This window comes from Sphingobacterium puteale, assembly GCF_003627955.1.
In the GTDB taxonomy this organism is placed as follows: Bacteria; Bacteroidota; Bacteroidia; order Sphingobacteriales; family Sphingobacteriaceae; genus Sphingobacterium; species Sphingobacterium puteale.
In genome coordinates this window covers 434,984-456,430 of sequence record NZ_RBWS01000001.1, presented here as the reverse complement: position 1 = coordinate 456,430, position 21,447 = coordinate 434,984, and the positions used below count along the sequence as shown (strand labels likewise).

20 protein-coding genes are annotated in these 21,447 nt (G+C 41.1%); 4 read left to right on the top strand and 16 right to left on the bottom strand.

Going from position 1 to position 21,447, the window contains the following annotated elements:
• Positions 1-16: 16 nt before the first annotated feature.
• On the top strand, positions 17-1,555 hold the full coding sequence (locus tag D7322_RS01650) for an ADP-ribosylglycohydrolase family protein (protein WP_183078579.1): 1,539 nt from the start codon (positions 17-19) through the stop codon (positions 1,553-1,555).
• 192 nt (positions 1,556-1,747) lie between these two features.
• On the opposite strand, the gene D7322_RS01645 is transcribed toward D7322_RS01650, so the two are convergent.
• The 7 genes from D7322_RS01645 to D7322_RS01615 form a co-directional block, all read right to left on the bottom strand.
• Positions 1,748-2,311 carry a nitroreductase family protein gene (locus D7322_RS01645; protein WP_121120718.1) on the bottom strand — a complete coding sequence of 188 codons (564 nt, stop codon included), beginning with the start codon at positions 2,309-2,311 and terminating at the stop codon, positions 1,748-1,750.
• Positions 2,312-2,338: 27 nt separating this feature from the next.
• The gene (gene pepT / locus D7322_RS01640) at positions 2,339-3,601 is read right to left on the bottom strand and encodes a peptidase T (protein WP_121120717.1); all 1,263 of its coding nucleotides are present in this window, start codon (positions 3,599-3,601) and stop codon (positions 2,339-2,341) included.
• A gap of 163 nt (positions 3,602-3,764) precedes the next feature.
• Positions 3,765-4,592, bottom strand: a complete 828-nt coding sequence (locus D7322_RS01635) for a DUF4197 domain-containing protein (protein ID WP_121120716.1) — start codon at positions 4,590-4,592, stop codon at positions 3,765-3,767.
• A 240-nt stretch (positions 4,593-4,832) separates the two neighbouring features.
• Complete coding sequence (locus D7322_RS01630) at positions 4,833-5,669, bottom strand: endonuclease/exonuclease/phosphatase family protein (protein WP_121120715.1); 837 nt, start codon at positions 5,667-5,669, stop codon at positions 4,833-4,835.
• 255 nt (positions 5,670-5,924) lie between these two features.
• Positions 5,925-6,692 (bottom strand): glycerophosphodiester phosphodiesterase, encoded by a 768-nt coding sequence (locus D7322_RS01625; RefSeq protein ID WP_121120714.1) that lies wholly within the window; start codon positions 6,690-6,692, stop codon positions 5,925-5,927.
• 111 nt (positions 6,693-6,803) lie between these two features.
• Positions 6,804-7,451 (bottom strand): HD domain-containing protein, encoded by a 648-nt coding sequence (locus tag D7322_RS01620; RefSeq protein ID WP_121120713.1) that lies wholly within the window; start codon positions 7,449-7,451, stop codon positions 6,804-6,806.
• The gene (locus tag D7322_RS01615) at positions 7,444-8,622 is read right to left on the bottom strand and encodes a THUMP domain-containing class I SAM-dependent RNA methyltransferase (RefSeq protein ID WP_121121248.1); all 1,179 of its coding nucleotides are present in this window, start codon (positions 8,620-8,622) and stop codon (positions 7,444-7,446) included. The genes D7322_RS01620 and D7322_RS01615 overlap by 8 nt, the downstream gene beginning before the upstream one ends.
• A gap of 77 nt (positions 8,623-8,699) precedes the next feature.
• On the opposite strand from D7322_RS01615, the gene D7322_RS01610 reads away from it, so the two are divergent.
• Both D7322_RS01610 and D7322_RS01605 read left to right on the top strand, forming a co-directional pair.
• Positions 8,700-9,074 (top strand): DUF3127 domain-containing protein, encoded by a 375-nt coding sequence (locus tag D7322_RS01610; RefSeq protein ID WP_077437102.1) that lies wholly within the window; start codon positions 8,700-8,702, stop codon positions 9,072-9,074.
• Positions 9,075-9,382: 308 nt separating this feature from the next.
• Positions 9,383-9,847 carry a copper resistance protein NlpE gene (locus D7322_RS01605; RefSeq protein ID WP_121121246.1) on the top strand — a complete coding sequence of 155 codons (465 nt, stop codon included), beginning with the start codon at positions 9,383-9,385 and terminating at the stop codon, positions 9,845-9,847.
• Between the two features lie 18 nt (positions 9,848-9,865).
• Here the strand turns inward: D7322_RS01605 and D7322_RS01600 are convergent, their stop codons facing one another.
• The 5 genes from D7322_RS01600 to D7322_RS01580 all read right to left on the bottom strand — a co-directional run bounded on the left by D7322_RS01600 (position 9,866) and on the right by D7322_RS01580 (position 14,954).
• On the bottom strand, positions 9,866-10,867 hold the full coding sequence (locus D7322_RS01600) for an acyltransferase (RefSeq protein WP_121120712.1): 1,002 nt from the start codon (positions 10,865-10,867) through the stop codon (positions 9,866-9,868).
• A 17-nt stretch (positions 10,868-10,884) separates the two neighbouring features.
• The gene (locus D7322_RS01595) at positions 10,885-12,036 is read right to left on the bottom strand and encodes an MFS transporter (RefSeq protein WP_121121244.1); all 1,152 of its coding nucleotides are present in this window, start codon (positions 12,034-12,036) and stop codon (positions 10,885-10,887) included.
• A gap of 225 nt (positions 12,037-12,261) precedes the next feature.
• Positions 12,262-12,792: a fumarate hydratase gene (locus tag D7322_RS01590; RefSeq protein ID WP_121120711.1), complete on the bottom strand. Its 531-nt coding sequence runs from the start codon at positions 12,790-12,792 to the stop codon at positions 12,262-12,264.
• Between the two features lie 3 nt (positions 12,793-12,795).
• Entirely contained in the window at positions 12,796-14,193 is a 1,398-nt protein-coding gene (fumC, locus tag D7322_RS01585; protein ID WP_121120710.1) for a class II fumarate hydratase, read from the bottom strand.
• A gap of 191 nt (positions 14,194-14,384) precedes the next feature.
• Positions 14,385-14,954: a hypothetical protein gene (locus D7322_RS01580; RefSeq protein WP_121120709.1), complete on the bottom strand. Its 570-nt coding sequence runs from the start codon at positions 14,952-14,954 to the stop codon at positions 14,385-14,387.
• A gap of 255 nt (positions 14,955-15,209) precedes the next feature.
• On the opposite strand from D7322_RS01580, the gene D7322_RS01575 reads away from it, so the two are divergent.
• Positions 15,210-16,820 (top strand): S41 family peptidase, encoded by a 1,611-nt coding sequence (locus D7322_RS01575; RefSeq protein WP_121120708.1) that lies wholly within the window; start codon positions 15,210-15,212, stop codon positions 16,818-16,820.
• Here the strand turns inward: D7322_RS01575 and D7322_RS01570 are convergent.
• From D7322_RS01570 to mutL, 4 genes are read right to left on the bottom strand one after another with little or no spacing between them, the layout of a single operon-like run.
• Positions 16,810-17,973, bottom strand: a complete 1,164-nt coding sequence (locus D7322_RS01570; protein ID WP_245971224.1) for an endonuclease/exonuclease/phosphatase family protein — start codon at positions 17,971-17,973, stop codon at positions 16,810-16,812. The genes D7322_RS01575 and D7322_RS01570 overlap by 11 nt on opposite strands.
• Positions 17,918-18,796, bottom strand: a complete 879-nt coding sequence (locus tag D7322_RS01565; protein WP_121120706.1) for a rhomboid family intramembrane serine protease — start codon at positions 18,794-18,796, stop codon at positions 17,918-17,920. Before D7322_RS01565 ends, D7322_RS01570 begins: the two co-directional genes overlap by 56 nt.
• Positions 18,797-18,807: 11 nt before the next feature.
• Positions 18,808-19,488 (bottom strand): rhomboid family intramembrane serine protease, encoded by a 681-nt coding sequence (locus tag D7322_RS01560; RefSeq protein WP_121120705.1) that lies wholly within the window; start codon positions 19,486-19,488, stop codon positions 18,808-18,810.
• A 13-nt stretch (positions 19,489-19,501) separates the two neighbouring features.
• On the bottom strand, positions 19,502-21,382 hold the full coding sequence (gene mutL / locus D7322_RS01555; RefSeq protein WP_121120704.1) for a DNA mismatch repair endonuclease MutL: 1,881 nt from the start codon (positions 21,380-21,382) through the stop codon (positions 19,502-19,504).
• Between the last annotated feature and the right edge of the window lie 65 nt (positions 21,383-21,447).

The following is a 21,447-nucleotide window of genomic DNA, read 5'->3' as shown; positions in this document are numbered from 1 at the left end:
TATTTGCATGATCAGTATGAGACAAACTAAATGGTTGAAACTTTATGTTATTTTATGTTTTTGTGCCGGAACAGTATTTAGTGCTGTGGCACAACAAACTAAAACATCCAAAGATATATTGCTGTCCAAGACAGCATTGCGGGATAAAATAAAGGGAGGCTGGGCTGGACAGGTGATCGGCTGTACCTATGGTGGCCCCACAGAATTTCAATACCTAGGGCGAATGATTCCAGATACTGTACCTATTCCGTGGAATGATCAGGTTGTGTCGGGCTATTACGATAAGTTTCCGGGACTTTATGATGATATATACATGGATCTCACCTTTGTTGAAGTGATCGATAAACATGGCGTGGAAGCCCCAGCTACATATTTTGCGGAAGCTTTTGCCAATAAAGGTTATCAATTGTGGGCGGCAAACCAGATGGGGCGTTACAATGTTCTACAAGGATTGAAACCACCGAAGTCGGGGCATTGGACCAACAATCCCCACGCGGACGATATAGACTTTCAGATTGAATCCGATTTTATAGGACTTATGTATCCCGGCATGCCCGCTTCAGCGGCAAAATTGGCCGACAAAGTAGGGCATATTATGAATTATGGTGATGGTTGGTATGGTGGTGTATTTATTTCCACAATGTATACTTTGGCTTTTACATCCGCAGATGTTCCCACAATAATTGATCAGGCACTTACGGCAGTTCCTGCACAGAGTGATTTTCACAAATGTATTGCGGATATTATTAAATGGCATAAGCGATATCCGAATGACTGGCGGAAGACCTGGCAGGAGTGTGAGCAAAAATGGAGCAACGAAGTTGGCTCACCAGATGGTGTATTGGCTCCATATAATATTGATGCGAAAATAAATAGCGCTTATGTCGTGATCGGACTACTATACGGTGATGGTGATTTTTTTAAGAGCATCGATATCGCGACCCGATGCGGGCAGGATTCAGACTGTAATCCTTCAACCGTTGCAGGCATCCTAGGTACACTGTATGGCTATGATCAGATTCCGGAAAAATGGAAGTCGCCACTTAGGCCGGTTTTGGCTCGCAATTTCGATTTTACAAGCATCTCGTTAAACAACATCTACGATATAAGCTATCAGCATGCTCTCGCGATGATCAAAAAGCAAGGTGGACAGATTCAGACAGATGATGTCCTCATAAAAAAACAGCAAATCAAACCTGTGCGCTACGAAAAATCTTTTGAAGGACATTATCCTGTCAAGGTGGAGTCGTTATTGGGACAGCAATTAAAAGATACATACGAATACAATTTTGAAGGTATTGGCCTAGTGTTTCGAGCAAATGTAGACGGCCCTGATGATTATGAAGCCAAAGTTGCCTTTTCCATAGATGATCAGCTGATCGAAACAGCAACATTGCCTGCCAAGGAAATTAAGAGACGTTACGAAATGTTTTATAAATATCAGTTGTCCAATAGAAAACATAAACTCACAGCCAAGTGGCTTAATCCGAAAGAAGGCGTGCATATTAACATACATAGTGCAATTACTTATGGGAATAAACCTTTGCCGCTGTAATCTACAATTAGAATATGCGCCGGAGCTTCGTACTTGAGCGACAGCAAGGTTCTTTATAATGGAGCCATAAAATGATAATTTGTTTAGTGTACTGAACGATATTGTGTGTTTTGTTCACCGTATTAAACAAAATAACTAGTAAGGGCCCGAATGATTCGAGCCCTTAATAATTTTATCGCATGTTGCGGTGCCTTATTCTTCCCAACGAATTTTTTCTTCGATAGGCGTACGTACAGGTTCGCGTGCATCTGATTGATGATGTCCTAAATAAAACAGGCCGATACATTTTTGGTTCTCTTCCAGATTAAGGAAACCGCCCAAATGATTGATTAAGCCCGGTGTTGCCCAATAGCCACCGATATTCAACGAATGTGCAGCGAGCCACATATTTTCTACAGCGGCAGCAGTACAAGCCAATTCCTCCCATTCAGGGACTTCGCCTGTGTAATTGACGATAAGTGCAATGGCAACATTTGATTGTGTTGCTTTTTTGCCCATGGTGATCTCCGTCGCTTCCGTATATTTCTCCGCTGGTGTAACCGATTTATAGATGCGCGATAATTCAGTACCCAAACGTTGAAGTCCTTCTTTACGGAAGATCACAAAACGCCAAGGCTGTGTCCGTTTATGTGTTGGCGCAGCATTAGCTGCTTCTAAAATGCTAAGGATATCCTCTTTGCTTACTTCTTCTTGTGTAAATGAAGCTTGAAATACCGATCTTCTGTAGTGTATTGCTTTTAAAACGTCGTTTTTCATTAAAAATATGTTGATTTTAGAATGTACTTATGCTTTTTCTTCCCATAAAGATACAACATGCAAAATTGTTTTGACGGCTTTTTCCATATCTTGTGCTGATACCCATTCTTGCTTTCCATGAAATGCATGTCCACCCGCAAAGATATTGGGACACGGAAGGCCCATAAACGAAAGCCGTGACCCGTCCGTACCACCACGGATGCTTCGTCTTTCTGCGACCATCCCCGCTCTTGTAATCGCTTCCATACCGATCTCCATAATTTCGGGATGTTGATCCAGGACCTCTTTCATGTTGCGGTATTGCTCTTTTACAGTGAATGTATAGGTGCAATTTGGATAACACTCGACAATAGATTTTGCAATAGCTTCCAGTTCATCTTCATGTTTTTTCAGATTAGCTGTTGCATGATCTCGGATGATAAATTGGATTTCCGCTTTTTCAACCGATCCACTGATATGCACAGGATGTACAAAACCATCCTTCTTATTGGTGCTTTCCGGAGAAAGTCTGTCTTTCGGTAATGCATCGATGATGGCGCTTGCGATTTTAATCGCACTTTGCATTTTCCCTTTGGCAAAACCCGGGTGCACCGAGACGCCATGGATGGTTAAGGTTGCTCCATCGGCAGAGAATGTCTCATCTTCGATCGTACCGGCTTTTTCACCGTCCATGGTGTAGGCAAAATCTGCCGCCAGACGCTTTAAGTCTGCCTTATCAACCCCACGTCCGATTTCTTCGTCTGGTGTGAACAAGATCTTGATATCTCCATGTTTGATCTCTGGATGTTTCATCAATAGACGGGCTGCATCCATTATTTCGGCAATTCCAGCCTTATCGTCTGCCCCCAATAATGTTGTTCCGCTCGCCGTAATGACATCGTTTCCGATTTGATTGGCCAAGTCGGGATGTTCTGCATATTTGATCACAATGCTTGTATCATCAGGAAGTACCAGATCTTGGCCTTGGTAATTGTAGTGTACCAAAGGTTTGACATCTTTGCCCGAAGAATCCGGAGAGGTGTCCATATGAGAACAGAAACAGATAACTGGAACTTTCTTGGACGTATTGGAAGGGATGGTTGCATAGATGTAACCATTTTCATCCATAGCAGCATCCGAAATACCCAATGATAAGAGTTCTTCTACCAATAATTTGCCCAGATTTTTCTGTTTTTCGGTAGACGGACATGTCGGTGAATTTACATCAGATTGTGTGTCAATCTGTACGTAGCGTTGAAATCTCTCCGAAACTGAAAAGTCACTTATGTTATTAATCTCAAATGTGCTCATTTTTATCGCCCTAATATGATAAGGGTGACCAAATTTACAAATTCTAACGGGCTTCGGCCAAAAACAAACAAGACTTGTCAATAAACTGACAAGTCTTGTTTACTATGAGGTCATATTTCGCTACCCTCTTTGATCTCTTTTTGGCACTAACCATGGATTTAGCTTATTTTTTGTCGTCGGCGTAGCCAAATACTTTCTGCAGGATATTTGTATTTCTGCTTCCGCCGATATTGTTTCTGATTTTCGATTCCTGATCCGCTACTTTGATAAACAGACCATCTATGGCCTTTTGTGTAACATAAGCAGTCAGATTTGTTTCCACCTTATTGCCTAATGGCAAGTTATTATAGGCGCTGGTCAGCTGTGTCCAATATTGGTCAACATTGTTCACGCCCATTGCCGATTGAATAACCGGACTAAACTTGTTCGTTAATTCGGTAGATGTATTTGTTTTGAAAAATGTTGTTGCGGCATCTTGCTTACTACCCAATAGAATATTGGTCGCATCAGTGATGGTCATTTTAGACAGTGCATTTACGAATACTGGAGCGGCTTCTTTTACTGCACCCTCAGCGGCTCTGTTCATGCTTTGAATAAATTGATCACAAAGCTTGCCCATACCGACTGCACGAAGTGTTTTTTCTACTTTTTGAGCCTCTGCAGGCATCAAAATCTTTACTGCTGCATCACCTAAGAAGCCATCTTTTTTTGCCAGCGATTCAATACTCAGATTAAGACCGTTGCTTAAAGCCTGTTTGATACCCAATGAAGCATCTTTATTTGATAATGAAGCTAAAGGGTTCGATTTATTTGAACTTGAAGTCGAAGACCCGGTAGTTGAAGTATTCGTTGTTTTTGTGCTATCGGTTTGACCTTGGCTTGCCTTGTTCAAAGCCTCATTAATCTTTTTAAAGATCTGTGCTTCGCTGTTGTTGGAGTACAAAAGCCCCGAAACAAATAGGGTGCAATATAGTAATGGGAATTTCATCATGATATGTTTTACTGTCAAAATTAAGGATATCGACCGTTAATTTTTGTAAAAGTTTAAATTGTCGGCTATTATTTCCATGAGATTGTCCGTATCCGTAGTAAATGCGCCACAATCCCACTCTGCAACGAAGGTCCTACATTGTCGCGGCGCCTATTATCGAAAGGGAAGGGGCTAAAAGTAAAAACGCCCCAAAAGGGCATTTTTATTTGTTGGATTAAAGCAATTTTAATTTTATAGGACCTACTTCCATGAAAGTGTTGTCACAACAGGGAAGTGGTCAGAAGGAAATTTACTCATGTAAGTATCTGTCAGGATACCATATTTTTTTACCTGGAAAGGCTTTGTGATAAAAATATGATCAATACGGCCAGATGCCCTAAGACTTTTTCCCCAGCCGTTAAAGGAAGAGTTCGGCTCATATTTAAGCGGAGACAGTTCGTGTACATCGGTGACCACTTTACTGTTGGCGAGTGTAAAATAGGCTTCGTCTTTTTCATCCACATTGAAATCACCTGTTAAGATTAGCGGAAGATCCTTTGCAAATTCTTTTGCTTTGGCCAAAATCAATTTCGCGCTTTCTGTTCTCGCTGTACGTCCGATATGGTCAAAATGTGTGTTCATAAAAATAAAGCGCTTTTTATTGGCTTTATCTTCAAAAATCCCCCAGGTACAGATTCGAGGTAAGGCTGCATCCCAGCCTTTATTCGGATGTTCGGTATCTGTCGCTGAAAGCCAGAACGTACCGCTTTTTATGGCTTTGAACCGATTGGTATTGTAGTAAATTGCGGAGTGTTCACCCTCCTGTGCGCCGTCGTCGCGACCTACACCAACATAGTCGAATCCCGGAAGCAATATTTTTAGATCCTGAACCTGATCATGAAAGGCTTCCTGAACACCAAATAAATCAAAACCATGATACTTGATCAAATTTGTCAGGGGCACTTTACGGTCGGTCCACATATTACCACTATCTACGGTATTTCGTTGTCTTATATTGTATGTGGCTGCGATAAAATCCTGAGCATAGGAAAGGTATGATAAGCATAATGCCGCAGCGAGTATAAATAATTTTTTCATCTATATTAATTTGTTCTTCAGTTGTGATGAGACTATCAGATTTTATAATGGAATAATTATTTTGGAATACCTGAGCTTATCGGTGTATGGCTGCGTGGTATTCCGATTTTGTCCGTTGTTTAATCCCGAAGTTCATTTATATTCCCCATCTTGGGTCTCGTATCAATAAGCCATAGGCTAAACTTGTTCTATTCGACTTGTAGGAAATAAAGCGATCTTCAGTTTGTAATGTTGCTGATGATTTCGGGGATAACTTTATTTTTTCAATACCTGAAGCAACAATTCGGGTTCATCCGTTGTAATGAAATCGATCTTTTGTCCAATGAGATTGCTCATTTCTTCTTCGGTATTGACGGTCCAGGCATTCACTTTCATACCTAATTGATGTGCGTCCTGTAACCAGCTCGTATTCTTTTTGAAGACCGAAAAATGGTAGTCTAGGCCATTGACTCCTGCAGCATTCACATCAGCAGGTGATTTATCCCCATTTAGGTATTGGATATTTGCTTTTGGGGCGAGCTCATGAATCTTTTGACAAGCCTCGAAACTGAATGCGATATAATCTGTTATTTTCTCTGCTTTTAGATTTTTTACCATTTCAACAGACTTTGTTGCAGCCTCAAGCGTTCGTTCTACACCGAGTTTGTTTGTTTTTAACTCCAAGATCAGACGTAAGCCTTTTAACTTTTTTCCTGCTTTAATATACTCTTCCAATGTTGGGATAGATTCCCCATTCGGATGTTTTTTTGCTAGTAGTTCGGTGTACGTTGCCGTTGCGATGTCGATACCATAAAAATCATTGTCATGATTGACGACAAGGACGTTATCTTTCGTAAGGTGTACATCAAACTCAGATCCAAAAAGTTTAAGTTCATGTGCGGCTTTTAAAGAGGCAATGGAATTTTGAGGAAGATGACTGTTTTTCCATACCCCACGATGTGCAATTGCTTTGGTCTGTGCAAATAATGTTGTCGATGAAATGACCATAGCCAACGTCAGACAGCTAAAAATGTGTTTTTTCATATGTGTTAGTTTGAAAGCTGATTTTTACAGCATAAAAAAAAGTGGTACTTTTTATCCTGATTCACAAGATCTAAAATACCACTTTTATATTTAGTTATTGTTAACTGTAATTTATTTTTTACCATTCCATTCTGCCATGAACTCATCAAGGAATTCGAGCATATACCGGTGGCGGTGTTCAGCAATTCTTTTTGCAGCCTGTGTATTCATTTTATCTTTCAACAAGAGTAGTTTTTCGTAGAAGTGATTGATTGTCGGAGCTTCAGAATGTTTATAGGCTTCCTTATCTTTATATTCCTGTACGGGAATATTGGGGTTGTACATTTCCCGGCCTTTATTTCCGCCGAAACTAAATGCACGTGCAATACCTATCGCTCCAATGGCGTCCAGACGGTCGGCATCCTGTACAATTTCCATCTCTTTGGAATGAAAGGAGACCTCACCCAAACTTGCCTTGAAAGACATGTTAAAGATGATTTTTTTGACATGGTCAATAATTTCCGGGGAAATTTCCAGACTTGCCAAAAACTCTCCGGCAACGCGAGGGCCAATTGTTTCGTCACCGTCATGGAATTTGCTGTCCGCGATGTCGTGCAAGAGCGCGGCTAATTCGCAGACCATGACATCAGCTTCTTCATCTTCTAAAATTAACTTCGTATTGTTCCATACGCGTTGAATATGCGACCAATCATGGCCTGCTTCTGCAAATTTCAAACGATCTTGCACAAATGCGACTGTGCGTTCAATAATGTTATTCATACAATACTTTTGTTTTTTCGCGAGTACCCTCGTATAATTCGTATTCTAATAATCTACAATCTAATTTACCGTTATAAAATTCTATACGTCTGGACGCACGGAGTCCAATTTTCTTTGCTAGATCCGGATTACCTGTAAATATATAGCCTCTATAACCTTTGCACTCCTGTTTCATAAAATCACCCATACGTTTGTAGGTAATTTCCAACTTGGTATGCGTACCCAAACGTTCACCGTACTCTGGATTGAATAGGATGACACCACCTTCTTTAGGAACGTGTGTTTCGGCAAAATCGCATACTTCAAATGAAATTAATTGTTCCACACCTGCCGTTCGGGCATTCATTTTGGAAACGTTGATCGCTTCTTCGGAGATATCCGAAGCAATAATTTGAGGCGTTGCTTTTTTATTGATCTGATCTTTTAACAAGCGACGCTCCTGAAAGAAAACAGTTTCGTCATAACCGATGAAATGCATGAACGAGTAATTCATGCGCAGAAGTCCGGGTTTCCTGTTGGTAGCGATCAATGCCGCTTCAATGGCCAGTGTTCCGGATCCACACATCGGATTGACAAAAGCGGATACGCCATCCCATTTTGAAGCAAAAATTGTTGAGGCTGCTAAGGCCTCCAACATGGGAGCCTTGCCCGGAATCTTGCGGTAACCATGTTTGGCTAGTGTCTCGCCTGAGGTATCAAGGAAAATTTCAGCACGGTCATCCTTCCAATAGAGGTGTACGACGGCTTTGTTGTTTTCCGGACCAGAATTCGGGCGCATGCCTTTTTTTTCTTTAATACGATCCACAATCGCATCTTTCACCTTTACATTTGCAAATAGAGGCGTACTGATTGTTTCATTGTCCACATTAGAGCTTACCGAGAAATAGCCATCGAATTGAATCAGTTCTTCCCAGGCAATCGTGCTGAGCTCTTCGTAAAGCTCCGTGGGATTGTTGGCCGAAAATTCCTTTAACGAATATAGAATCTGCGAAGCGGTACGCAAGTTCAGATTGAGCTTGATCGTATCATTTACACTGACTTTCAATTCGACTCCAGTAGGAAAAGCTCTGACGATGTCAAAACCTAACTCTTTAACTTCCTGTTGCAAATACGGCGATAAGCGTTTATTGCACGTAATGATAACTTTATTGGGGGTGTTGAAAACTTCCATCATATTTTGTACAAAGTTAATTAAACTCTTCCTCAAAAATTGCTTAATTTTACGCTTTAATATTTATTTTTTTGATTATGGAAATTAGAGGAAAAGTACACGAGATAGGAGCGACACAACAAGTGACAGAATCATTCAAAAAACGTGATATGATTGTAGCTTATGCCGAAAACCCACAATTTGTTGAGTATATCCGTTTTGAATCAACACAAGACAGAACTTCAATTTTTGATAACCTGGCTATTGGCGAAGAGGTAGAGGTATCTTTTAATCTTCGTGGCCGTCCTTGGACAAATAAAGACGGCGTGACGACATATTTCAATTCATTGGTGGCATGGCGTGTTACAAAATTAGGGAATGCTGCACCGGCACCATCTTCTCCGGGGTATGCGGATATGCCTGCTCCCGTAGATTTGTCTGGCTCATCAGATGATGATGATTTGCCATTCTAGTCTGAAATAAGACATGCAATTCCTGTAGGCACATTATGCTATAAATTGATGACGTTTATAGCATGTATAGTCGTACAGCATACCATATAACTCGGACTGTCCAACGATTGGGCGGTCCTTTTTATTTCCCTTTTTCAGGGTATCCTACAATTTTAGAAAAACGATACCATTCCTATCAGCTTCATTTTTACTTTTTGAATACCGCTTCTTTTATTTTAACCACAATGCATTTTTTAGATTCGGATAAACATTTTCTTGGCGCCGAAATTGCTTGTTATCCGGTAGATTTAACTCAAAATAGCAGAAATATGAAATCATCCGTATTATTTATTTGCCTCGCAGCACTTTCTTTGAGCGCCTGCAATCAGACAAAAAAGGAAAATCAACAAGCGGTAGCGTCAGATTCATCCGATCATACAACGATGACAGCAGATACCACCCATACGTCTCAGAATTCTTTGGATTGGCCGGGCAAATACGAAGCAACAATTCCCTGTGCTGACTGTGAAGGTATCAAAACCAACATTACGTTAAAGAATGACAACACTTTCTCGATCGTAAGTGAATATATCAATAAGAACAGCAAAGTTGAGGATTCGGGTAAGGTAATGTGGCATGATAACGGTTCGGTTGTACATCTGACCGGCAAAGAAACCAACATGAAGTTAAAAGTGGGTGAAAATAAATTGATCGGGTTGGATCAGGATGGGAAGGAGATCGACGGCCCCAGTGCACACCTTTATGTCTATAATAAAGTCGAAGGCGAAAAATAAACACCAGATCAAATTGAACTAGCCGCTGACGTATTTCCCAAATGGAATCTTTCGCAGACAATAAGTCAACAGAGCACTTGAGAGCAGTGTGAGAATTGCCGCAACCGGAATTTTCCATAGCGTGGCTAAGGGAATGAGCGGATGGATATAGTTCAAAAATAGGATATGGCTTAAATAAATGCCAAAACTATGGATGTCGATAAATTCCCAGAATGCATTTAACCTTTCTGGGAGTTTTAAACATTGAACAAATACAAATAAAAAACCTGCACTTAATGCAATATTCGGCGACAGATAATTATATAGTGTGGGGTCAAATTCTCCCTTTTCGAGACTTAAACAATAGGTGCCCCAACCTGTAATCAGACAGCAGGCTATAAAGAACAACGTGCTCGACCATCTTAACTGGGGGAGTGGATAATTGTAGAGATAGTAACCCAAGACGAGATAACCCATGTAGCCTGTAAAGAAGGTTAGGTCAAAATTCGGAAGGTATACATTAAACCATTTGTTGCTGAAAAACAGCGAAGCAAACCACAGGCATAAAAAAATCTCAATTTCTCTTTTTGAACAGTTTCGGATCATTTTTCGCAAAAAAGGGATTGCTAGATAGAGCCCGATCAGCATGTAGAGGTACCATAGGTGTGCGTTGCTTCCTGACTTTAAGCGAATTAACACAATGTTAATAACTTGTGGAAAACCCACATACTCGAAATCGATGTATCGGATAAAATAATAGACCAGGTAGACAATGGTCCAAAAGATAAACGGTGGAATAATTTTAAACAGGCGCTTTTTATAGCATGTACCTGTATCTTCGTCTCTCTGCAAAAGCAATGCGCCCGAGATGATGACAAAGAGGGGGACGGCAAAACGGGAGAAGCTGTTGATCCAATTGGCATAATTCCAATCGAAAGAATCGAAATCATTGCTGTTTAAATAGCCCGAAGAAGAATGGATCAGGATAATCAAAAAGATCGCTATGATACGCAGTACACTGATGTAACTACTTCGGGCCATTTGATTTTTTTTAGTTGTTAACGCTTATTGTCGTAAACCTTGAGATAAAGCAAGGTCAACAGGGCGCCAATACTTGCCATACCCACACCCACCAGCGAAGGGGTATTGTAACCCATTTTTAATGTAATGGGAATTCCCCCTAAAAACGCACCGAGTGTATTGCCGAGATTAAATGCTGCTTGTCCGCCTGCGGCAGCTAATGTTGCAGCCTCTTTGGAGGCCCGAATTAACATCAGTTGTGTCGGCGAGCCGATAGTGAAGGATACCAAACCTGTAATAAAGGCCAGTGGATAGGCTGTCCAGCCTATCGGTGAGATAAAATACACCATAACCAGGCACAGTGCCATAGCAGAAAAACTGGCGATTGCTGCTTTTGTTGGCGAAATGGTATCGGCTAGTTTCCCGCCGATCAGATTGCCAAAAAACATCCCAACCCCAATCAATATCATAATCAGCGGCACACGGTCAGCCGGAACGCCGGAAACCTGTGTGGCCAAAGGAGCAATATAGCTGATCCAGGCAAATAATCCACCGGTACCGATCGCGATAATCGCCATGAGCAGCCAGGCGATTTTTTTGTTGAAAAAATTCAGCTGACTGAAGATATTATTTCCTTTAGAAGCTTCAATTTTTGGCATCCAGGCATATATTGCCGCGAAAGTAATCAGGCCCAGTATACTGATAATGCCATAAGTCAGGCGCCAGGAATAGTGATGACCGAGATAGGTGCCCAAGGGTACCCCCGCCAGATTGGCGATTGTCATACCTGTAAACATGATCGAGATGGCCTGGGCTTCTTTTCCTTTAGGAGCGAGTTTTGCGGCCACAACAGACCCAACACCAAAAAATGCGCCATGTGGGAGTCCAGCCATAAAACGCGAGAGACTGATCAGAAACTGTCCCGGCGCTATGCTGAATAAACCGTTGAAAATAAAAAAAAGGAGCATTAAAAAGAGTAAGACCTTTTTGGGAGGATATTTACCCGTAAATAAGACCAATGTAGGAGCGCCCACAACCACGCCTAGCGCATATAGGGCAATAAGGTGGGCCGCAGTAGGGATTTCGATCTGCAAATCCTTAGCAATGTCGGGCAAGATTCCCATCATCGTGAACTCCGTCATTCCGATGGCAAGTCCTCCAAAAGCTAAGGCAATTATTCCTTTGTTCATATGGATGGTTGGAAGTTGATAGGCAAAAGTAAAAATAAAAAACGGTTTATTACATGTTGATTTATCCATCGATGTAATAATCGCCTTTAGATGAGCCGATCGATCAAGATAAAGTAGAAGTAGACCCGCCAAAGGCTTGCATAGAGAACACAGATTAAGGAGCAAGGATTAAAGACGGTGCTCGTAAGTCGCTGGCTTGAACAAATAAAGTCTAATATCTCAATACTAATATCTCTTCTTAGGCACACAGGTGATATCCTTGGTCTTTCTGAGCACAATAGGACGTTGGTCAAACCGGCTTTCCAGTACTACAGAGTCAGTAGAATGATAGACTACTTTAAAACGCGGGATATATTGCCCCGAAAGATAGCAGCCTGAAATCTTCTGCTTGCCATTTTCTTTGGTATAAATACCGTCTACAATAATCGAGTCACCGCGCAGGACATAAATCCCTTTGGCGTGTTCCGTCCAGGCACCATTTTTATAACAGCTATCCGGGATTGTTTGCACCTTATTGTTTACGTGCATGGTGGCATAAACCGAATCACAGGTAAACTTAAACTCGGCCAATGTATATTGCAGCATTTGACTTTGTCCCGGAATACTGTCCTGTATCCATTCGCCCTGTAAAAATGAAGCCCCTTCACCCTGCATATCCGAATTGAATTTGCAAGCAGTAAAAAAGAAAAACATACCTATGGCAAAAGCCAATAGGTATGTTTTTGATGATATATTTTTTGTTGAAATTATTGCCACAGCTTATTTTAAACTTCCAACCATTTCTTCAGGTTTCACCCAAGCGTCAAAATCTTCGGGAGTCACATACCCCAAGCGTACGGCCTCTTCTTTAAGTGTAGTACCGTTTTTATGCGCTGTTTGAGCAATTTCAGCAGCTTTGTAATAACCAATTTTCGTGTTTAATGCAGTTACCAACATCAGTGAGTTGTCAACCAATTCTTTGATGCGTTTGTAGTTCGGCTCGATACCGGCAGCACAGTGCTCTTCAAAAGAAACACAGGCATCACCCAATAAACGTGCAGACTGTAAAAAGTTTGCTGCCATTAATGGCTTGAACACGTTCAATTCATAATGTCCCTGTGTACCGCCAATGGTGATGGCAACATCATTACCCATTACTTGTGCAGCCACCATTGTTAAGGCCTCACATTGCGTAGGGTTCACTTTGCCCGGCATGATAGATGATCCCGGTTCATTCTCTGGAATAAGGATCTCACCGATACCTGAGCGTGGGCCTGAAGCCAACATCCGGATATCATTTGCAATTTTATTCAATGAAACTGCCAATTGTTTCAATGCACCATGTGTTTCGACAATAGCGTCATGCGCGGCCAAAGCTTCAAATTTGTTTTCAGCCGTGACAAATGGAAGACCTGTAAATTCAGCGATGTATTTCGCAACAACCACATCATAACCATTTGGTGTGTTTAAGCCAGTACCTACTGCAGTACCACCTAATGCCAATTCGGATAGGTGGGAAAGTGTATTTTTTAAAGCTTTTAAACCATGGTTTAATTGAGCTACATAACCAGAAATCTCCTGACCCAATGTCAATGGCGTCGCATCCATTAAGTGTGTACGACCAATTTTAACCACATTTTTGAACTCTTCAGCTTTTTTGGCCAATGTATCGCGCAGTTTTTCCACACCAGGTATAGTTATTTCGGCAACAGCTTTATAAGCTGCAATATGCATTCCGGTAGGGAAGGTATCATTTGATGACTGTGATTTATTGACGTCATCATTTGCTTTCAATACAGGTTCACCTTCACCAATCTTATATCCAGCTAATACTTGAGCACGGTTTGCAACAACTTCGTTTACATTCATGTTGGATTGTGTGCCCGAACCAGTTTGCCAGATCACCAATGGGAATTGGTCGTCTAGTTTACCTGCAAGAATCTCATCACATACAGCTGCAATGGCATCACGTTTTTCAACAGGTAAAACACCCAATTCGTGGTTTGCATAGGCCGCTGCTTTTTTCAGGTAAGCAAAACCTGCAACGATCTCATGTGGCATAGAAGCTGCCGGTCCGATTTTGAAGTTGTTGCGTGAACGTTCCGTTTGTGCACCCCAGTATTTATCTGCAGGTACCTGAACTTCACCCATCGTATCTTTTTCAATTCTGAATGACATATTGTTTTGTATAAGTAAAACGTAAAAATTAATCGGTATGCGTGCATGGCACACAACATATCGATCACAAAGTTAACGGATAATACAGTAAAAAGTAAAAATTAAAAGGTAAAAATCAAAAATTGAAACAATTAGTAAGCCATCGGCTTGCAAAACCAAAATCTAAATACGCATTACTAAATACTAAATACTCAAAAACCAAGGCGTTTTGTCAAGGATTCATTCACATGATGAAATACTTGTTTTGGTTTTAATGTGCGCCAGGATAGTTCATTGAGTGCTCCTCCAAAATTGATGTAATAGTCGATATTCTGCTGTTGAAACTCTTGGACGACATGATCACGGAAGCCCACACCCGCAATCCAGCCATCGTCAATATCCTGGAACCACTCCTCGTAATAGGAGTCATCCGAAGAATGGAAATTCAACACATTCTCACCGACAAGAATAAAATATTTTATCCCCTGACTGATCATAACATCGATAAGTTCTCTTTTCAGTAACATAATGTCATTGTATATGGCATCATTCCACTCGCCGATCAATTCGATAATGCAATATTGTTTATTATAATCGACAAATAATACTTTCAGATAGAGGGTGAGCGACCCGAATTCATCCCATTGGGGATGCAGCAAAAAGTTGTAAATCTGTTTGTCGAAATCGAACTCGCTGTAGACCGTACCATAGAATGGTGATTGTTCGTCTTCTGCGGCGACATAATAGTCGCGCCAATTATAATAAGGTTCGATTTCGTGCATATTTTAAATTCCTTTCCAAGTCCAAACTAAAATAAATTTAAGCTTATTTGCAAGTTTCATGCATGTTATTTCGTGTTTTCTGACAATGCAGAAAGCACTAGTTTTTAATGATGAACAGTCAACGACAATTTTTTGTTTTTAATGTAAAATTCTGCAGCTGTGTACGGGTAAAACCGAATAAACTTGTTACTTTTGGGGGTAATTTCATGAACACACAAACACAGTTTATCTGTTTATAAACACTGGATTTTTCCTATGCAAAAGAGTATTAAGCGAAATATTTTTGTAGCTGCTACATATGCTGCAGTATTGCTTCTTGGCTTGCTGTTGGGACAAAATTATGCCGAAGAACAAGGGAGCAACCAGAAAAAAACCTTTTCCAGTTTAGGTTCCAACGGCAACTCAGACAAACTACAATACTTGATTCAGCTGATTTCCGAAAACTACGTAGACAATATCAGCATTGATACCGTGCAGGACGAAGCAATAGAGCACGTCGTCTCCCGTTTGGATCCTTTCTCCACCTTTTTACGGCCTAATCAGGTACTCGCTAAACAGGAGACTTTGGAAGGTTCCTTTGATGGGATAGGTGTGGAGTATTTTCGTTTAAAGGATACACTGCTGGTGGTGGGTATGGTCTCTGCGGGACCTGCCGAGAAAAGTGGCATGCGGATCGGTGATCGTATTCTAAAAATCGGAAACAAAGATCTGGCGGGGAAAAAGGTGCCCGAGGCGGAAATCGAAAAATTGATCCGTGGGAAGAAAGGAACTGCGGTACTTATTTCGATCCAGCGCGATGGACGTACTCTCGTTAATCCGCTGAAAGTCATTCGTGACCAGGTCAACGTTACCAGCTTGGATGCGTCTTATATGATCGCGCCTAAGACTGCTTATATCAAGATCCGTCGCTTTGGGCATAAGACCGCAGATGAATTTAAACAGTCGCTGATTGATATGCGTAAAAGCGGTGCTCAGGACTTAATCTTGGATCTAAGGAATAACGGTGGCGGATTTGTGCATACGGCCATAGACTTAGCTGGACAGTTTTTCAAAGAAAAGAGGCTGTTGATGTATACTGAAGGAGCCAATGAACAACGTCAGGATTATTACTCAGAGAAACCGGGTGAGTTTGGTGACGGGCGTGTTGTCATATTGATCAACGAAAGCACAGCATCAGCGAGTGAGATTCTGAGCGGTGCTTTACAGGATTTGGATCGGGCCACTGTCGTTGGAAGACGATCCTATGGAAAAGGCCTAGTGCAGGAACAGTTTGATTTCTCCGATGGGTCGGCTGTTAATCTGACTGTGGCACGTTATTATACGCCGCTTGGTAGGTGTATTCAACGTAAATATAGCCGTGCTAATTTTGATGCCGCAAAATACATGACCGGATTTGATCTCTGGACACTGGATACGGAATTTCGTCAAAAGGAGATGTTTACAACCAGCAAAGGAAAATTGGTTTTTGGCGGTGGGGGGATTTTACCCGATGTGAATATCCCGATTGACACCAATGAAACAAGTGCTAAGTATCGCGAGATCTTTCATTCCAATGCAATTGAGGAATTTGTGTACGATCGTTTTACAAAACATCTGCCGGCATATTCTATCGAAAACTTTATCAGTGGTTACCATTTGCCGGCTGCAGAGTTTAATTTATTTATCACCTTTCTGAATGCGCAGAAAAGGATTTCAGTTAACGCAAGTGAAGCAAAAAGTCTACATGATCTGATCCAGTCGGATATAGAAGCTTTGGTCGGACGATATTATTTTGGTCGGGAAGCCTATTACAAAATAAAAAACAGAAGGGATAAATTTATAGAAATAGGTCTTAAATCGCTAGGCTATCAGATGCCTAAGGTTTAAGCCGTAGATCTGACCATACCGGATAATGATCAGATAGCTTTTGTTTCACGACCTGATAATTCATGACCTCAAATTTGGGGCTGGCAAAGATATAGTCGATCTGAAAAATCGGCAAAAGAGCATGGTGTGTCACGCCCCATCCATTTCCTTTTTCTTTAAAGGCATTATACATGCCGCCCCCAATTAAATTTACAGAATAACTCATGGGTGTATCGTTAAAATCACCAACAGCAATGTAAGGATATTGACAATCATTCATGTGTTTTTTTAAGGAATGCGCCTGCTCACTGCGGAGCTCAAAGGCATTTTTTAGTTTTCTGCTCAGTCGACGGGTTGCCCTATTGTCGTTCTCATTCTTATTGGACAGGTTTTGGATAAACTCCTTGTCTTCATTCTGAAGAGCAAAAGAACGTAGATGGATATTGTAAATGCGAATTAGCGTATCCTGTTTTTTGATGTCCACATAGCATATTCGATTGATGCCGTAATCATTGTCACGGATTGTTCCGGAATCATAGATAGGAAATCTGGACAATACAGCCATGCCATAGGCTTCATAGTCATTTTTGGAACTAGGCTCAAAGAAGAAATAGTCGTAACCTAGTTTGTCCTTGAACTCCTCTGAAAATACATGTTTTCCTTTTATTTTACTGATATATTCCTGAAAGCAGATGACATCCGGTGAGATGCTATCTATGATACGCACGACGTCAGCCTTAAAGCTTTTTTTTTCATCATCGACCTTTTTGAACAAATGTGCATTGAAGGTCATGATGCGGAGCGTCCTTGTCTCGGGAGGCACTGGCGGATTTTCTTTGCGGATGTTCCAATGTTTGGTTAGAAATGGCCAGCCGATTAATATTGCGAACAGCGAATAAAGCGCAATTTTTCGTTTGCGAAGCAGCCAGTAACAGATAAAACCAATATTAACGAGCAGAATGGGGAGATAACCTAACCCCAGAAATGCGATGGGCCAAAAAGATTTCGGATTGATGAAAGTCGCTGAATAACTCATGAGCAAAGCAATGATCGCAAGCATATTCGCCAGAAACATTGTTTTGCTTATAAATCCCAGTTTTCTTCTTAAAAAAGTCCTTCTATCCATCAACCTTGTCGCCACTATTGCTTGCTCGAAAGAGCGTTTCTTTTTCATGGTGTGTCAGACTTTCGTAACCAGATACTGAAATCTTATCCAAGATGGCATCAATTTCATCCTGATTGGGTAAGTCATAACGATGTTTCCGATTTGTCGGTATATTATTGCCTACAACAACTTTCATTTTTGCAGGTCTTTTTTGTTTTTTCTGAAAAAGTGTAGACCAGTCCATTCCTGATCTGAGGGCATAGGTAAAAGCCATACCAAATAATACGACCGCAAAATATGAGATCGCTGCAGGTCTATTGCCAAGGGTGAAAAATAAAAACTCCAGTGCAAAATAGACAATGGCTACTATTTTTAATTTAACCGTACCAAAAAGCAACAGCCGTAATTCGTAGTTTGGCACCAAGGTTACAATTGCCGCAAGAACAGCCGCCAACGGATGGGCTCCGCCCATTAAATGCAAGCTTGTGGGGGGCGGTATCAACGTACCAAAGCCAACATATAAGGAGCTGCTGAGGAGCCATGAAGCGATATAAACAAAGAAAAACTGTCTCTTGTTTAAGAAGGTGAAGAATATTTGGCCAACCCAATATAGCCAAAGACTGTCAAAAATCAAGTTTAAAAGCTGTACATAGACAAAGTTGGATGAAATCAGTGACCAAGGTTGTGCTAAGAAGATCGAAAAATTGCTGGGTAAACTCAAATGCTGTACAATCGGCTGTAAAAAGCTTTGTGAGACAAGTTTCAGCTCAAAAAGAAGGTCCAGAAAATAGATGAGGACAAATAAACAAACCTGTATACTGATCACAACCGGAATCGGTGAACCGGTCTTATACGTTTGTCTCCAAAAATCTTTTAAACCAATGTTATTCATTACACACGCTATTAATAGATTCCCTTTCTAACCTTCCAGAATTTGAGCAGCAAATAACCGAACAATGCCCCGCCGACATGAGCCAAGTGGGCTACTGAATCTCCCGGTCTGGACAAGCTCATATAGATTTCGATCAAGATAAAGCCTCCGATCATATATTTCGCTTTAACTGGTACAGGAATAAACAAAAATTGAAGCGGTATGTTTGGAAAAAGGTATGCAAAAGCAAGCAACACCCCATACACTGCACCAGAAGCACCCAACATCGGTATTCTATACGTAAGGGCTTCATAGTTACCAGTATTTGATAAGCTAAGGATTTCATTACCACTCATTCCATGGAGTGGAAAAAAAGATCCTGTTGCCTGATATAACTGGATTCCATTGACTGCAGTATACAAAAACCAAGCTCCAATTCCAGAAATTAAATAAAAATTCAAAAAACGTTTGGGGCCAAGGACATGCTCGATCATTGGGCCAAACATCACCAAGGAAAACATATTGAAAAAAATATGGCCAAGATCAGCATGCATAAACATATGCGTGATGACCTGCCAGATTTTGAAAAAGGGTGAATCAGGATAATAAACCGGAAGATAAGCATCTGCAATAGGTACAAATTGTGATCCTAAAAAGAATATAATATTTACGATCAGTAAATTCTTGATAACGGGTGTCAATTGTTGAAACATATAGTTTTATCTTCTAGTTTTTACCAAATTTTTCTGCCAATTCCTGTAAGGTAAATGTTACGATCACGGGGTTGCCATAGATGGAAATATTCGGTGATTGGCAGGCAAAGAGCTTGTCAACCAGCTCGGCCATGGCCGTATTATCAAGCTGTGTGCCCGGTTTGATCGCTGCATTGCGGGCAAGACTTTTCGCCAGATTCTCCCTTTTTGACAGCTTGTACTCGGATTGATTATTCTTATAATCTTCCAATATCTTTTCAATCATTTTTATCTCATCAAAACCTGTCCCCAAGTCTGCTGGAATTCCGTCAATAATATAGGAATTTTTTCCAAATTCACGAATCTGAAATCCTAACCCATTGATGTCGTCCAATAAATCTTTCATCAATTCATTATCCGAAGGATTGAGATCTATTGTTTGCGGGAATAGACTTTGCTGGCTTAGACCCTTATGCTGATCGAGTTGTGCCAGAAACTGCTCAAATAAAATGCGTTCGTGCGCAGCCTGTTGGTCAATAAGGATAAAGCCTGAATGAATCTGTGAAACAATATACTTGTTGTGCAGCTGAAAAAACAATTTGGAGGAAGTTTTATCTTCCACCTGAATAGCCTGTGGGCGGTCCGTCTCCTGTTCTGAATTCGTATGGAGGGGGAGCTGTACAGACTCTTCCTTTTCCACGATTTCATATAATGAATCCCAATTGCTTGGTATTCCCCCGGTTTTTTTGGCAAAGCCTTCGGCATAGCTATCCGATCTGGAATAGGAAGATGTGGATTTGTCCGTATCAAAAGGGTTGAAGTCAGGATTGAAGGTGACTGTCGGAATAATAATCTCATCCAATGATTTCTTTGTGATCAGATTGGAGAAGCTGGTCTCCTGTTCGAAATCCAAAGAAGGCATGATATTATATCGTCCCAATGATCTTTTCACTGCTGAACGGATGATGGCGTAAATTGCTTTATCATCCTCGTATTTGATTTCAGTCTTTGTTGGATGTACATTGATATCAATACGGGCAGGATCTATATCAATAAACAACACATAAAAAGGGAAGGTCTCCGCCTGCATGATATCCTCGTACGCATTCATCACCGCATGGTGCAGGTAAGGGTCGCGAACAAAGCGTTTATTGACAAAGAAAAACTGTTCACCACGCGTTTTCTTCGCAAATTCAGGTTTACCGACAAAGCCTTCTACCTTGATAATGGAAGTATCCTCTTCTACAGGGACAAGGCGCTGGTTGTAATTGTTCCCGAAGATATGGACAATCCGTTGTTTCAGTGTTTCGGCAGGTAAGTGATAGATTTCATTCCCATCACTATGCAGTGAAAGGAAAATCTGTGGATTGGACAAAGCGATACGTTGAAATTCGTCAATGATATGACGCATTTCAACGGAGTTGCTCTTTAAGAAGTTCCTGCGAGCAGGAATGTTGTAAAAGAGATTTTTAACTAAAATATTTGTTCCAGCAGCGACAGCTTCTGGATATTGGTTGATAACTTTTGATCCTTCTATTTCGACTACAGTACCAAGTTCATCTTCGATACGGCGTGTTTTTAGTTCGACTTGTGCGATCGCGGCAATGGAGGCCATTGCTTCTCCACGGAAGCCCATGGTACGGATGGCAAATAAATCTTCTGCTTTGCGGATCTTTGAGGTCGCATGGCGTTCAAAGCAAAGACGGGCATCCGTTACACTCATTCCACAGCCATTGTCAATGACCTGGATCAACGACTTGCCTGCATCTTTAACAATAAGTTTGATTTTGTCAGCTCCAGCATCAATGGCATTCTCAATCAATTCTTTTATGGCAGACGCTGGCCGCTGCACCACTTCTCCCGCCGCAATCTGATTGGCAACATTATCTGGAAGTAATTGAATAATATCCGACATATAATACAAAGTTACGAAAAACCTTTATGAAATCTGCTGCTTAGCTCGTGTACCAAATTCAGTCA

What these genes read in the sequence shown, in the direction of transcription:
- D7322_RS01650 (WP_183078579.1), top strand. Translation starts at nt 17, where the DNA reads ATGAGACAAACTAAATGGTTGAAACTTTATGTTATTTTATGTTTTTGT.
- D7322_RS01645 (WP_121120718.1), bottom strand. Translation starts at nt 2,311, where the DNA reads ATGAAAAACGACGTTTTAAAAGCAATACACTACAGAAGATCGGTATTT.
- pepT (WP_121120717.1), bottom strand. Translation starts at nt 3,601, where the DNA reads ATGAGCACATTTGAGATTAATAACATAAGTGACTTTTCAGTTTCGGAG.
- D7322_RS01635 (WP_121120716.1), bottom strand. Translation starts at nt 4,592, where the DNA reads ATGATGAAATTCCCATTACTATATTGCACCCTATTTGTTTCGGGGCTT.
- D7322_RS01630 (WP_121120715.1), bottom strand. Translation starts at nt 5,669, where the DNA reads ATGAAAAAATTATTTATACTCGCTGCGGCATTATGCTTATCATACCTT.
- D7322_RS01625 (WP_121120714.1), bottom strand. Translation starts at nt 6,692, where the DNA reads ATGAAAAAACACATTTTTAGCTGTCTGACGTTGGCTATGGTCATTTCA.
- D7322_RS01620 (WP_121120713.1), bottom strand. Translation starts at nt 7,451, where the DNA reads ATGAATAACATTATTGAACGCACAGTCGCATTTGTGCAAGATCGTTTG.
- D7322_RS01615 (WP_121121248.1), bottom strand. Translation starts at nt 8,622, where the DNA reads ATGGAAGTTTTCAACACCCCCAATAAAGTTATCATTACGTGCAATAAA.
- D7322_RS01610 (WP_077437102.1), top strand. Translation starts at nt 8,700, where the DNA reads ATGGAAATTAGAGGAAAAGTACACGAGATAGGAGCGACACAACAAGTG.
- D7322_RS01605 (WP_121121246.1), top strand. Translation starts at nt 9,383, where the DNA reads ATGAAATCATCCGTATTATTTATTTGCCTCGCAGCACTTTCTTTGAGC.
- D7322_RS01600 (WP_121120712.1), bottom strand. Translation starts at nt 10,867, where the DNA reads ATGGCCCGAAGTAGTTACATCAGTGTACTGCGTATCATAGCGATCTTT.
- D7322_RS01595 (WP_121121244.1), bottom strand. Translation starts at nt 12,036, where the DNA reads ATGAACAAAGGAATAATTGCCTTAGCTTTTGGAGGACTTGCCATCGGA.
- fumC (WP_121120710.1), bottom strand. Translation starts at nt 14,193, where the DNA reads ATGTCATTCAGAATTGAAAAAGATACGATGGGTGAAGTTCAGGTACCT.
- D7322_RS01580 (WP_121120709.1), bottom strand. Translation starts at nt 14,954, where the DNA reads ATGCACGAAATCGAACCTTATTATAATTGGCGCGACTATTATGTCGCC.
- D7322_RS01575 (WP_121120708.1), top strand. Translation starts at nt 15,210, where the DNA reads ATGCAAAAGAGTATTAAGCGAAATATTTTTGTAGCTGCTACATATGCT.
- D7322_RS01570 (WP_245971224.1), bottom strand. Translation starts at nt 17,973, where the DNA reads ATGAAAAAGAAACGCTCTTTCGAGCAAGCAATAGTGGCGACAAGGTTG.
- D7322_RS01565 (WP_121120706.1), bottom strand. Translation starts at nt 18,796, where the DNA reads ATGAATAACATTGGTTTAAAAGATTTTTGGAGACAAACGTATAAGACC.
- D7322_RS01560 (WP_121120705.1), bottom strand. Translation starts at nt 19,488, where the DNA reads ATGTTTCAACAATTGACACCCGTTATCAAGAATTTACTGATCGTAAAT.
- mutL (WP_121120704.1), bottom strand. Translation starts at nt 21,382, where the DNA reads ATGTCGGATATTATTCAATTACTTCCAGATAATGTTGCCAATCAGATT.